This window comes from Pseudomonas sp. 15A4 (assembly GCF_016925575.1).
Taxonomy (GTDB): Bacteria; Pseudomonadota; Gammaproteobacteria; order Pseudomonadales; family Pseudomonadaceae; genus Aquipseudomonas.
The window spans coordinates 2,652,655-2,664,645 of record NZ_CP068986.1; the positions used below are offsets into that span (position 1 = coordinate 2,652,655).

Annotated in this window: 13 protein-coding genes and 1 pseudogene; 2 read left to right on the plus strand and 12 right to left on the minus strand. The window is 61.5% G+C overall.

Features of this window, described 5'->3' with window-relative positions; all coding sequences use genetic code 11:
• Positions 1-25: 25 nt before the first annotated feature.
• From JN403_RS11945 to JN403_RS11985, 9 genes are all read right to left on the minus strand, one after another.
• On the minus strand, positions 26-1,525 hold the full coding sequence (locus tag JN403_RS11945; RefSeq protein ID WP_205487087.1) for an ABC transporter substrate-binding protein: 1,500 nt from the start codon (positions 1,523-1,525) through the stop codon (positions 26-28).
• Positions 1,522-2,655: an oligopeptide/dipeptide ABC transporter ATP-binding protein gene (locus JN403_RS11950; protein WP_205487088.1), complete on the minus strand. Its 1,134-nt coding sequence runs from the start codon at positions 2,653-2,655 to the stop codon at positions 1,522-1,524. Before JN403_RS11950 ends, JN403_RS11945 begins: the two co-directional genes overlap by 4 nt.
• A complete protein-coding gene (locus JN403_RS11955; RefSeq protein ID WP_172609235.1) occupies positions 2,652-3,656 on the minus strand; it encodes an ABC transporter ATP-binding protein in 1,005 nt (334 codons plus the stop codon). Before JN403_RS11955 ends, JN403_RS11950 begins: the two co-directional genes overlap by 4 nt.
• The gene (locus JN403_RS11960) at positions 3,653-4,390 is read right to left on the minus strand and encodes an FCD domain-containing protein (protein WP_065993032.1); all 738 of its coding nucleotides are present in this window, start codon (positions 4,388-4,390) and stop codon (positions 3,653-3,655) included. The genes JN403_RS11955 and JN403_RS11960 overlap by 4 nt, the downstream gene beginning before the upstream one ends.
• A gap of 318 nt (positions 4,391-4,708) precedes the next feature.
• Positions 4,709-5,512, minus strand: coding sequence for a 2,5-didehydrogluconate reductase DkgB (dkgB, locus tag JN403_RS11965; protein WP_205487089.1), 804 nt, complete (start codon positions 5,510-5,512; stop codon positions 4,709-4,711).
• Positions 5,513-5,906: 394 nt separating this feature from the next.
• Entirely contained in the window at positions 5,907-6,461 is a 555-nt protein-coding gene (locus JN403_RS11970; RefSeq protein WP_205487090.1) for a DUF1003 domain-containing protein, read from the minus strand.
• A 102-nt stretch (positions 6,462-6,563) separates the two neighbouring features.
• Positions 6,564-6,770, minus strand: a complete 207-nt coding sequence (locus JN403_RS11975; RefSeq protein ID WP_065993044.1) for a hypothetical protein — start codon at positions 6,768-6,770, stop codon at positions 6,564-6,566.
• 123 nt (positions 6,771-6,893) lie between these two features.
• A complete protein-coding gene (locus JN403_RS11980; protein WP_205487294.1) occupies positions 6,894-7,376 on the minus strand; it encodes a GreA/GreB family elongation factor in 483 nt (160 codons plus the stop codon).
• A gap of 46 nt (positions 7,377-7,422) precedes the next feature.
• On the minus strand, positions 7,423-7,818 hold the full coding sequence (locus JN403_RS11985) for a hypothetical protein (protein ID WP_205487091.1): 396 nt from the start codon (positions 7,816-7,818) through the stop codon (positions 7,423-7,425).
• Positions 7,819-7,941: 123 nt separating this feature from the next.
• Here JN403_RS11985 and earP point away from each other — a divergent pair, with 123 nt between their 5' ends.
• Positions 7,942-9,087 (plus strand): elongation factor P maturation arginine rhamnosyltransferase EarP, encoded by a 1,146-nt coding sequence (gene earP, locus JN403_RS11990; RefSeq protein WP_205487092.1) that lies wholly within the window; start codon positions 7,942-7,944, stop codon positions 9,085-9,087.
• Between the two features lie 87 nt (positions 9,088-9,174).
• Positions 9,175-9,744, plus strand: a complete 570-nt coding sequence (locus tag JN403_RS11995) for an elongation factor P (RefSeq protein ID WP_172609231.1) — start codon at positions 9,175-9,177, stop codon at positions 9,742-9,744.
• Between the two features lie 348 nt (positions 9,745-10,092).
• Here JN403_RS11995 and JN403_RS12000 read toward each other — a convergent pair whose 3' ends face one another.
• From JN403_RS12000 to JN403_RS12010, 3 genes and pseudogenes are all read right to left on the minus strand, one after another.
• Positions 10,093-11,112 (minus strand): alpha/beta hydrolase, encoded by a 1,020-nt coding sequence (locus tag JN403_RS12000; RefSeq protein ID WP_205487093.1) that lies wholly within the window; start codon positions 11,110-11,112, stop codon positions 10,093-10,095.
• A 51-nt stretch (positions 11,113-11,163) separates the two neighbouring features.
• Positions 11,164-11,583 (minus strand): organic hydroperoxide resistance protein, encoded by a 420-nt coding sequence (locus tag JN403_RS12005; RefSeq protein ID WP_065993050.1) that lies wholly within the window; start codon positions 11,581-11,583, stop codon positions 11,164-11,166.
• Between the two features lie 167 nt (positions 11,584-11,750).
• Positions 11,751-11,991, minus strand: a pseudogene (locus JN403_RS12010) (MarR family transcriptional regulator); the annotation flags it as partial.

Below are 11,991 nucleotides of genomic sequence, written 5' to 3' on the forward strand. Positions count from 1 at the left end.
AAGCGGTTGTCCACGGGCGCCGCTGTCATTTGAAAGCGACGTTGTTCAGGCGAATCAAACCATCGGGGTTGGGCACGAAACCGGTGAGGTTGCTGCGCATGGCGATGATTCGTGGATCGAAGTACAGGTAGCTGGTCGGCACGTCTTCGGCGAGCAGGCGCAGGGCCTCGGAGTAAAGGGCCTGGCGCTGGCCCTGGTCGTTCACGGTGCGCGCCTTGTTCAGCAACTCGTCGAGTTTCGGGTCACAGAAATGCCCGTCGTTCTGGCCGCCCTTGCAGGTCACGAACTGGTGGATGTCGCCATCCGGATCAGGACGGCCCGACCAGGCGCTCATGCCGATCTGGAAGTTGCCGGCCTGTTGCTCGCTGAGCAGGGTGGCGTATTCGGTGGCGATCAGATTGACCTTGAACCCGGCTTCTTCGGCCATCGCCTGAATGATCTGGCCGACCTGTTGCGCAATGGGGTTGTTGGCGACTTTCAGCTCGACGGTGAGGGGCGTCTTGACCCCGGCTTCCGCCAGCAGTTTTTTGCTGGCTTCGACGTCGCGGGTCGGGAGCGGCAGGTCCTTGTCGTAATACGGGCTGTTTTTAGGGAACGGCTGGGCGCTCGGCGCGTACAGGCCTTCGAACACCACCTGATTGATCGCGTCACGGTCGATGGCCAGCTCGAAGGCCTTGCGCACGCGCTTGTCCTTGCCCAGCGGGTTGTTGGCCTTGTCGCCGTTGTTGGTGTTGTACATCAACTGCATGTAGCCCAGGCCCGGCGTGCTGAACACCTGCACGTGGCTGTCGGCCTTGGCGGTCTTCACGTCGGTGGGCGCGACGCGCTCGATTATGTCCAGGTCGCCGGAACGCAGGTTTGCCAGGCGCACCGAGGTGTCCGGAATCGGCAGGAAAATCACCTTGTCGAAGTGGTACGCCTGCTTGTTCCAGTAGTTGTCGAAGCGCTCCAGCACGATGCGGTCCTGCTGCACCCGCTGAACGAATTTGTACGGCCCGGAACACACCGGTTTCGAGGCCACATCGGTCGCCGAGGCTTTAGGCGCGAGCATCATCCCGGCGCGGTCGGACAGTTGCGAGATCAGCGTCGCGTCGGGCTGCTTGACCTTGATCGCCACGGTCTTCGCGTCGATCACCTCAACGCTCTCCACCGAGGCCAGTTCGCTCTTGCGCAGGGAGTCGGGCAGGGTGCGCGCACGGTCGAGGTTGAACTTCACGGCGGCGGCGTCGAATACCTCGCCGTCGTGGAAGGTCACGCCGTCGCGCAGGGTCATGGTCAGCGTCTTGCCGTCCTCGCTCCAGTTCCAGGCGGTGGCCAGTTGCGGCGCGTAGGTCAGATCAGGATTGACGTCCACCAGCTTGTCGCACAGCGCCGTGTAGACCAGTCGCCCCGAGTAAGTGCGCGAGCGATGCGGGTCGAGCATGTCAGGGTCGTCCTGAATGCCGATGCGCAGGGTGGTTTCGGCAACAGCCGCATTCGCAGCGAGCAGCAACAACGTGGTTGTCATCAGGTGGGCGAACTTCATGGCTGACTCTCCAGAGAAAGGGCTTGATGGCTTTTGAACAGATTCAGGCGCTGGCTGTAGGCGGCGCTGGGCGTCGGCACGATCAGCGAACCGGCACCGGCGTTGGCGATTTCGCGCCAGTAATGGCAGGCCACCTGACGCCCCGGCTCGACGGTTTCGAAGACCGGCTTCACTTCGCGGCACAGCGGCTTGGCGTGGGGGCAACGGGTGTGAAAACGGCAACCGGACGGCGGTTTGCTCGGGCTTGGCATGTCACCGCCGAGCAACGGCCGCGGGCGGCGCAGGTCCGGGTGACTGACCGGCACGGCGGCCATCAGCGCTTGCGTATAAGGATGAAAGGGCGTTTCGAACAACGCGTTGACCGGTGCCAGCTCGACGATTTCGCCGAGGTACATCACCGCCACGCGGTCGCTCATGTGGCGGATCACCGCGAGGCCGTGGGCGACGATCAGCAGGGTCAGGCCGAACTGATGCTTGAGGTCTTCCAGCAGATTAACCACTTGCGCCTGCACCGAGACGTCCAGCGCCGACACCGGCTCGTCGCCGAGGATCAGCCGTGGCTCCGACGCCAGCGCCCGGGCGATGCCGATGCGCTGACGCTGACCGCCGGAAAATTCGTGGGGAAAGCGGCTGCCATGCTCCGGCGCCAGACCGACCGTACGCAGCAGCTCGGCGACCTTGTCCTGGCGGGCGCTGCGGCTGTCGTCACGGTGCAGCCAGATCGGCTCGCCGATGATCGATTCCACGCTCATGCGCGGGTTCAGCGAGGCGAACGGGTCCTGGAAAATGATCTGCAGATCGCGGCGCACCTGACGCAGCTTGTCGGCCGGCAGATTGCCCAGGTTGCGGCCCTCATAAATGACGTCGCCTGCGGTGGGCTTGAGCAGGTTCAGCAGCACGCGGCCAAGGGTCGATTTGCCCGAGCCCGACTCACCCACCAGCGCCAGGGTTTCACCCCGGCGCACGGCCAGGGAAATCTCGTTGACCGCCTGCACCGGCGGCTTCTTGCGCTGGAACAAGCCGGCTTCGCTGTGAAAGTGTTTGCTCACCGCGATGCTTTCCAGAATCGGCTTTTCCAGCGCCGATTCAGCCACCCCGGTATTCACGATGTGTGGGCCTGACAGGCTCATGCGCTGACTCCCAGATGCTGTTCAAGTGGCACGCGAATGCAGGCGGCAAAGTGCCCGGCGGAGACTTCCAGCAATGGCGGACGGGCTTCCCGACAGGCAGCGATCACGAACGGGCAACGGCTGGCAAAGCGGCAGCCGCCGGGCATTTCAGCCGGCGTCGGCACGCGTCCGTTGATCGTCGCCAGGCGTCCTTCGCGAGGGCCGACCGAGGGCATCGAGCCCATCAGGCCGATGGTGTAAGGGTGCTGCGGGTCATCGAACAGGGTTTTCACCGAACCGCTTTCGACGACGCGCCCGGCGTACATCACGATGACCTCGTCGGCCACTTCGGCGACCACGCCGAGGTCGTGGGTGATGAGCATCATCGAGGTGCCGGTTTCGGCTTGGAGGCTGGCGACCAGCGAGAGAATCTGCGCCTGAATGGTCACGTCGAGGGCGGTGGTGGGTTCGTCGGCGATGATCAGCGCGGGGTCATTGGCCAGCGCCATGGCGATCATCGCGCGCTGCCGCATGCCGCCGGACAGCTCGTGTGGGTAAGCGTCGAGGCGCTGAAGGGCATCGGGCACGCGGACCTTTTCCAGCATTTCCAGCGCGCGCTGGCGGGCGGCGCTGGCCGACAGACCCTGGTGACGCATCACGCTTTCGGCGATCTGATCACCGATGGTGAACACCGGATTGAGCGAGGTCATCGGCTCCTGAAAGATCATCGCCATGCGATTGCCGCGCACGTCCAGCAGGCGCTCGTCTGACATCCCCAGCAGCGGCTCGCCCAGCAAGTTCGAGGCGCTGGCCTGGACCGTCGCGGTGTCGGGCAGCAAGCCCATCAAGGCCATGGAAGTCACGCTTTTACCGCAGCCGGACTCGCCGACGATGGCCAGGGTCTTGCCCGGCTGAATGGCGAACGACACGCCGTCGACGACGTTGGCCGGGGCATCTTTGAAGCGCACGGTGAGGTCGCTGACGCTCAATACCGATGGGGTGTTCGCGGGTGAAGCACTCATACGCTGGCCTCGAGGTCTTGCTGGATGACGTGATCGAGCGCCTGTTGCAGCGCACGCAGGTGCCCGCGCATGGCGGTGGCGGCCTTGGCCGGGTCGCGACTTTCGATGGCGCCGATGATGTCGTGGTGATCGTGGCTGTAGGTGCTCAGGCGGTCGGTGTTGCGGGCGCGTTGGCGCAGGTCGCGCCACGCCGGATCAAGCCGGATCGCGTCGAGCATTTCGAAGATATCGAGCATCAGGCGGTTGCCGGCGGCTTCGGCGATGCCGCGATGCAGCGCGCTGTCCCACAGCTCGATGCCTTCGGCGTCGGGTTCGCTGGCGTGTTGCTGGTGAGTGGTACGTTCGGCCAGCCGGCGCAGGATCGCCATCTGTTCGCCGCTGGCGCGCAGCGCAGCCAGTGACGCGAGTGCGGGCTCCAGATAGATGCGCGCTTCCATGACCTCGCTGAAATTGGTCCGGCTCGACAGCTTGGCAAAGCTCATGGCCGCGCTCGGCGGGGTAGGGCCGACGAAAGTGCCTTTCCCCTGCCGCCGCCAGATGTGCCCCTCGGCTTCGAGCACCGCCAGGGCGCGGCGAATGGCCCGGCGACTGACGCCGAAGTCCACCGCCAGGTCGCGCTCGGTCGGCAACGGCCGCTGGGGAAAAGCCGCTTGTTGCGCGACCAGTTGGCGCAGCGCGTCGAGGGCCATCTTCGACGAAGTGTCGTGGGTTGCGTCGGTGTCGATGCTGTCCATCTGCGTCTCTCGTCACGGGTGAACCGGAGGCCAGGGGCTGCGTGAAGCAGGGCCTGATTGTGGAGGACGAGTGCAATAGCGATGCCAATGGAAATTGGTTACAGATGGCCGGTCGTGCGGGCAGGCGTGATCCTGCCGCTTCGGGCCAATCGGCAAAGGTTCGGAAGTCTGGTTCGCGCGGCGGGGCGGGATTGGTTCAGGGAGTAAGCGAACCAATTTCAGGAAGGGGCCAGGCAGGGCGCCTGTTTATGGTTCGGGTGCGTTATTAGGGGGCGTTGCATTGGGGTGATTCTGGCCGAAGCCAGAATCAGGGCTGCATCAATCCCACTGCGGCGCGAGGCTGGCCGGGCTGGTCAGGCGATGACCGCGATCCAGTTGGGCAATCTGCGCCATGTCGTCCTCGGTCAGCGTGAGGTCCACAGCTTTCAGGTTGCTTTCCAGGTTCGCGCGTTTGGTCGACGACGGAATCACCGCGTAACCCAACTGCATCGCCCACGCCAGCGTCACTTGCGCAGGGGTTGCGTCGTGGCGCTGGGCGATCTGCTCGATCACCGGGTCCTTCAGCACTTCGCCATAGGCCAGGGTCATGTAGGACGTGATCTTGATTCCGTGCTGCTTGGCGAAATCGGCGACGGTGCGATTTTGCAGGTACGGGTGCAGCTCAATCTGGTTGGTGGCGATGTTTTCGGCGCCGACCGCAGCAATGGCTTCTTTCATCAGCGCGACGGTGAAGTTGGAAATCCCGATCTCGCGGGTCAGGCCTTGCTGCTTGGCCTTCAGCAGCGCGCCCATGAACTCGGCGACCGGCACCTGGTCTTTCGGCGACGGCCAGTGGATCAGCGTCAGGTCGACGTGATCGGTTTTCAGCTTTGCCAGGCTTTCCTTCAGGCTCGGGATCAGCTTGTCGGCGGCAAAGTTGTCGGTCCAGATCTTGGTAGTGATGTAGAGCTCGTCACGGGGCACGCCGCTCTGCTCGATGGCCTGACCGACCTCAGCTTCATTGCCGTAGATCTGCGCGGTGTCGATGACGCGATAGCCCAGCTCCAGGCCATTGCTGACCGAGTCGATGACGACCTGATCTTTCAGGCGAAAAGTGCCGAGGCCAAATGCGGGAACAGTCATGGGAGAACTCCAGGGTTCAAGGGGGAAGGGGAGAAACGAAATTGACGGCCAGTATCCCGCGCCGGCTGGCAGGGAAAAACCACAGCGCGGGCACGGGAGTTTTGACGGGGGATCATGAATGCCATGGAGTTTGGGGCAGCGTGTGGATGGGATCGTTCAACGGGATGTGATTTCCGTAGAAGCTGTCCTTAGCCAGCGCGCTGCATTGTCTTGCGGAAAACGGAGGAACTGTAGGAGTGAGCTTGCTCGCGAAGACGGTATTTCAGCCGGAGAAGATTTAGCGGATGTACTGGCCTCTTCGCGAGCAAGCTCACTCCTACAAGGTCCCTTGCCAGACTAAGATTTTGCGCGTGCCGCAGATCCGCTGTAGGGGCAAGCCAAATCCCGAAAACCGTCAAACATGCCCATCCCGCTTGACGAAATGCTTGTGCATGTCCGCCGTCAGCCCTTCGACGCGCTCGGTCAGCACTTTGGTCATTTCGGTGAGCCGGGTATTTTGCTCCAGCAGTTCCAGCATCTGCGCCGTGTAGTGCGCCGCGATGGCCATGCGTTCTTCATTGGCGGTCGCCAGTGCTTCTCTGTGCTCTGCGTCGGCATCGGCGCTGGCTTTGTCGCGGGCGGCCTGTCGCGTCTGGGCCAGCAGAATGAGCGGCGCGGCGTAGGCCGATTGCAGGCTGAACGCCAGATTGAGCAGGATGAACGGGTAGAGGTCGAACGACACCAGCCCGCTCAGGTTGGCGCCCACCCACAGCAACACCAACAACGTTTGTGCGCCGAGAAAGGTGGGCGTGCCGAAGAACCGCGCAAACGCCTCGGCCTTGAGGGCGAAAGCATCGGTGCCAAAGGTCGGCGCCAGGTGGGCGTGGCGTTTGTGGAAGCGCAGGTGATCGACCGGCGCAGCGGCAGCGCTCGGTTCGGCGGGCGTCGGGGAAGGCGTTGCGGTGGGCATGGGGCTTTCCTGAAGGACAGAAACATCTGGCCACTATAGGCCCACGCCCACTGGCGTTGTACTTAACCGCTGCTGAACCGATACGCGTCCCTGGGAGCCGCGTCAGTCCACAGGTTCAGGGTACAGCGGCTTGGAGCGCTGCATGATGCTGGCGTAGTCGTAAACGTACTGGCGGCCGGCGTGACTGGTCATGCGCAGGCGGTCGATCAGTTGTCGCTCTTTCTTGTTCAGGTATCTCAACCCGTGGTGGTCACTGGACTTGAGGCGATCACGTTCATGGGCGTCAGGGAAAGTGATGACGTTCGTCATGAAATATCTCCTTGGTTAAATCCGTGTCCCCGGCTCCGGGTTCCGGGGTTCACCCTGTGTGGTGCGACGCTGCACCTTACCCACAAAAAGTCGGACGCTACAACCCTGCAAATGATCAGTGGATCACAGGATTTGCGTGATCTCGAACGATTGACGGCTGCCGTTCACCACCACTTCCACCTCATCGCCATCGAACTTGCCGAGCAGGCTCTGACCCAGCGGCGAGCGTGCCGTGATCACCGTAATCACCTGTTCTTCGACGTTGATTTTCAGCCCCGCCGCGTCAGGCGCGAGAAACAAACGCTGTTCCGTACCGTTGTTCGCCTGGAGGGCAATGAGGTCGCCGGTCTGGATCCCGCGCTGTTCATCGAAGGGCTTGAGCACCAGGTTGCGACACAGATTCAGCGACTGGCGGATTTCCTCCACGCGCCGCGCCTGACCCGCCGCCAGATACGACGCCTCCAGTCCAAGGGTGTCGTACTTGTTCTCGGCGATGTTCTCTTCATGGGTCGCGGTTTCGTACGCCGTTTGCGCGGCCCGCACGGCCACATCGAGATCGACCTGCAGCTTCTCGGCGATGCACTGCAGGACGGTTTGCTTGTTCACGGGCATGGCGTATTCGGGGGCATGGCATGGCTCGACAAAAGGGGATTCAGCCGCAGAACTGATAGACGCTGGCGCGGCTTTTCTCGCTGGGCGCGGTCTGGTTCTGCTGCATCCAGAACTGGCATTTCGGGCCGTTGAAGCTGCGTTGCCGCTCCGCCTGTTCGGCTTCCTGGCTCTGCCGCGCTTCGCTGTCGCGCAGAATCTGCCGGTACTGATCGAACATCGGGTTATCACTTTCAGGCTTTGGCTTGGCCGCAGGCGGGGTCGTCATTTGCGCGGCCGCGTTGTTCAGTGCCTGGGTCTGCTCGGCGGGGAGCATTTTATAGATTAGCCACAGGCTCAGCAGGACGGCGAGAAAGCCCAGCCAGATACCGGCGGCAATCGACAGGATCAGCTTGAGCGGGCGCAGCGTGACAGACAGTTCGCGGTGGTTGACGTACATGACAGACTCCAGACTTGTATGCATGTGGCCAGCGGTGGCAGCGATTGTCGCACGACCGGGGCTGGTGATTCTGCGCTGCAATGAAGGACAATCGGTTTTTTTGAACATCCTCAGGGAGCCCGGATGAAAGCCTCTTGGGATATTTTCTGCAGCGTTGTCGATAATTTCGGCGACGTCGGCGTGACCTTTCGCCTGGCCCGACAACTGGTCGCCGAACACGACCTGCAGGTTCGCCTCTGGATCGATGACCTGAATGCCTTCGCACGGCTGTGCCCGGGTGCCGATCCGCTGGCGGAAGAGCAAATACGCGATGGCGTGACCGTTTGTCATTGGCCAAAGGAATGTCCCAAGGTGTGGCAAGGGGTCGAGCTGCCGGACGTGGTGGTCGAAGCCTTCGCCTGTCGCCTGCCACCGGATTACATCGAGGCCATGCACGGGGCAGAGAAGCGGCCGCTGTGGTTCAACCTCGAATACCTCAGCGCCGAGGACTGGGTGTCGGGTTGCCACGGCCTGCCGTCGATCCAGTCCTCGGGCCTGCGCAAGTATTTCTTCTTCCCCGGCTTCACCGGCAAGACCGGCGGGTTGCTGCGTGAGGCGGGCCTGATCGACAAGCGTCAGGCGCTTCAGGCGGATTTCGCCGCACGCCAATCCTTCCTCCAGCGCCTGCACATCGTGCCCCATGCCGATGCACGGCTGATGTCCCTGTTCGCCTACGAGCACGCCGGCCTCGGCAGCTGGCTGGATTGCCTGGCCCAGGCTGATAGCACTACCCATTTGCTGGTGCCTGAAGGCCGCATTCTGGGTGACGTTCAGCATTGGTTGGGCGTGGATGAATTGAAGGCGGGTGCCGTGCAAGTGCGCGGTGCCCTGACCATTCAGGTGTTGCCGTTCGTGCGCCAGGAAGACTACGACCAGCTGTTGTGGTGTTGCGAATTCAACGTCGTGCGCGGGGAAGATTCATTCGTCCGCGCGCAATGGGCGGGACGGCCACTGATCTGGCACATCTATGAGCAGGACGACGACGCCCACTGGGCCAAACTCGATGCCTTTCTGGCGTTGTATCGGGTGGGGTTGTCGGAGGCGGCGGGGCAGGCGCTGACCGAGGTCTGGCGCAGCTGGAATGGCGGAACAGACATGACCCAGGGCTGGCATGCGCTGGAACAACACGCCGACGAACTGGCCGCCCATGCCCAGCGCTGGTGTCTGGAACAGGCCTTGCAGGACGATCTGACGACTGCGCTGGTAAGGTTTTACCAAAGTTGGATATGATACGCGGCCTTGTAGTAAGCCCTGTACGAAAAGTGGCTTTTCGTACAGGGCTTAGAAAGATCTTTCATCCAAATTCGGATACTCGTAATGAAAACTGGTAAAGAGCTTAAACCCGGTACCGTGATCAAGCTGGAAAACGATCCTTGGCTGGTTCAGAAAGCTGAATTCACCAAGTCGGGCCGTAACAGCGCGATCATGAAGACCAAGCTGAAAAACCTGCTGACCGGCTACAAGACTGAAATCGTCTACAGCGCCGATGACAAGCTGGACGACGTGATCCTGGACCGTAAAGAAGCCACGCTGTCTTTCATCAGCGGCGACACTTACACGTTCATGGACACCACTGACTACACCATGTACGAGCTGAACGCCGAAGACATCGAAGCCGTTCTGCCGTTCGTTGAAGAAGGCATGACCGACGTCTGCGAAGCGATCTTCTTTGAAGAGCGTCTGGTTTCCGTAGAGCTGCCGACCACCATCGTGCGCACCGTTGACTACACCGAAGGTTCGGCTCGTGGCGACACGTCGGGCAAAGTCATGAAGCCGGCCAAGCTGGCCAACGGCACCGAGCTGCAGGTGGCTGACTTCATCGAAATCGGTGACAAGATCGAAATCGACACCCGCGACGGCGGTTCCTACAAAGGCCGTGCTAAATAAGCACAGCTCTTGTAATGCCGGAGATGTAACGCCGGAAACGAAAAAGCCCGACCATCGAGTCGGGCTTTTTTGTGGGTGCTTGAGAGGGCAGTTCCAACACACGCTGACCTTGTAGGAGTAGGTGACGCCGCCGCAGATGCAGCTGTCGACAAAGCGCTGTGGGAGCGAGCTTGCTCGCGAATAGGCCGGTACATCCGCCAAATCTTCATCGGCTAGAAATATGTCTTCGTGAGCAAGCTCACTCCCACAGGGACCGCGTGTGCTGCGCGACAGCGGGTTATGAACGACGGAATCCAGCAATGCAAACGGGTCGACCATTGCTGATCGACCCGTTTTTTTATACTGCCTTTACTTCAAATGTACTTTCAGCTCTTGCGAAGCCTGCAGCATTGCCGAGCGCACTTCCGGCACCTGGCTGATCACGTTCAACAGCCCGTAATCGTGGATCATGCCGTTGTAGCGAACCGCCGTGACCGGCACACCGGCCTGGTCCAGCTTGCGAGCATAGGCTTCACCTTCGTCGCGCAGCACGTCAGCACCTGCCGTTTGCACGAGGGCAGGCGGCAGACCTTTCAACTGATCGGTCGTGGCCCGCAGCGGTGAGGCATAGATCTCGGCGCGCTGTTTCGGGTCGGTGGTGTAGTTGTCCCAGAACCACTTCATCATGTTGCGGGTGAGGAAGTGACCCTCGGCAAACTGATCGTACGAACCGGTATCGAAGTTGGCGTCAGTCACCGGCCACAACAGCACCTGGTAACGGATGGCCGGGGTGCCTTTGTCTTTGGCCATCAGGCTGACGACCGCCGCCATGTTGCCGCCGACGCTGTTGCCCGCCACCGCCAGACGCTTGCCGTCGACGTTGATTTCCTTGCCATGCTCGGCGACCCATTTGGTCGCCGCATAGGCCTGGTTGATCGCCGTCGGGTAGTGCGCTTCAGGGGAAGGTGTGTAGTTGACGAACACCGCCACTGCGCCCGAACCCTCTACCAGATCCCGCACCAGACGTTCGTGGGTCGGGTAATCGCCGAGCACCCAGCCGCCACCGTGGAAGTACATGAACACCGGCAAGGTGCCTTTGACGCCGGCCGGACGAACGATCGTCAGGCTGATGTTCTGGCCGTCAACCGAAATGGTCTTCTGGCTGACATCGGCCTTGGGCAGGGTCAGCTTGACCCCGGCCTGGGCGCCGGTCAGCACCGCGCGAGCGTCTTTGGGCGAAAGCTGTTCGATCGGCTTGCCGTTTCCGGAATTCAGCGCGTCCAGAAACGCCTGCGTGTTGTGCTCGACGCCCGTATCGGTCGCCGCGAAAGCGTTGCCGATGGACAGTGCGAGGAGCGAGCCAGCCACAATCTTGCCAAACGTGTTCATGTTCTTCTCCCGGTCAAACGAGGGTTGGGGACGAGGTCTTGTGACGAGCCTTTACACCGTCACGTGCAGACGGACATCGACGTTGCCGCGTGTAGCGTTGGAGTAAGGGCAGACCTGATGGGCCGCATCGACCAGCGCCTGAGCTTCGGCTTGTTCAAGGCCCGGCAGGCTGATGTGCAGGTCGATGTCCAGACCGAAACCGCCAGGGATCTGGCCAATGCCGACGTGGGCAGTGATCGACGCGTCAGCGGGGATGGTTTTCTTGCTCTGACCAGCGACGAATTTCAGTGCGCCGATGAAGCAGGCCGAGTAGCCGGCAGCAAACAGTTGCTCAGGGTTAGTGGCTTCGCCACCGGCGCCGCCCAGTTCTTTTGGGGTGGCCAGTTTGACGTCGAGAATTTTGTTGTCGGAAACAGCGCGGCCATCACGGCCACCGGTTGCGGTTGCGACTGCAGTGTAGAGAGCTTGCATGGTAATTCCTCACGTGCTGATGGGTTGGATGTTGATAACTGAATCGGGATCTGCTTGGCGCTAAAGTCTTGTGCGCTAAGCAAGTGAGATGGAATGTACTGCGCTAATGTTTAGCGCGCAAGATAAATTTTCGAGATTTTTCAGAAAGGTCGATTACGGAGGCCTGATCAAATGCTTTCGTGCAGATTCTCACGCAGGGCGAGCAGGTCTTTCTGCAGGGACTTGAGCTGCTCAAGGTTGATGCCGCTGGCGGCCAGAATGCATTGCGGAACGCTCTGCGCCTTGGTGTGCAGGGCCTTGCCTTGCTCGGTCAGGGTCAGCAGCACGACACGTTCATCTTCCTTTGCGGGTGCGGCGGATCAAGCCTTCAGCTTCCAGCCGTTTGAGCAGCGCCGTCAGCGAGCCCGG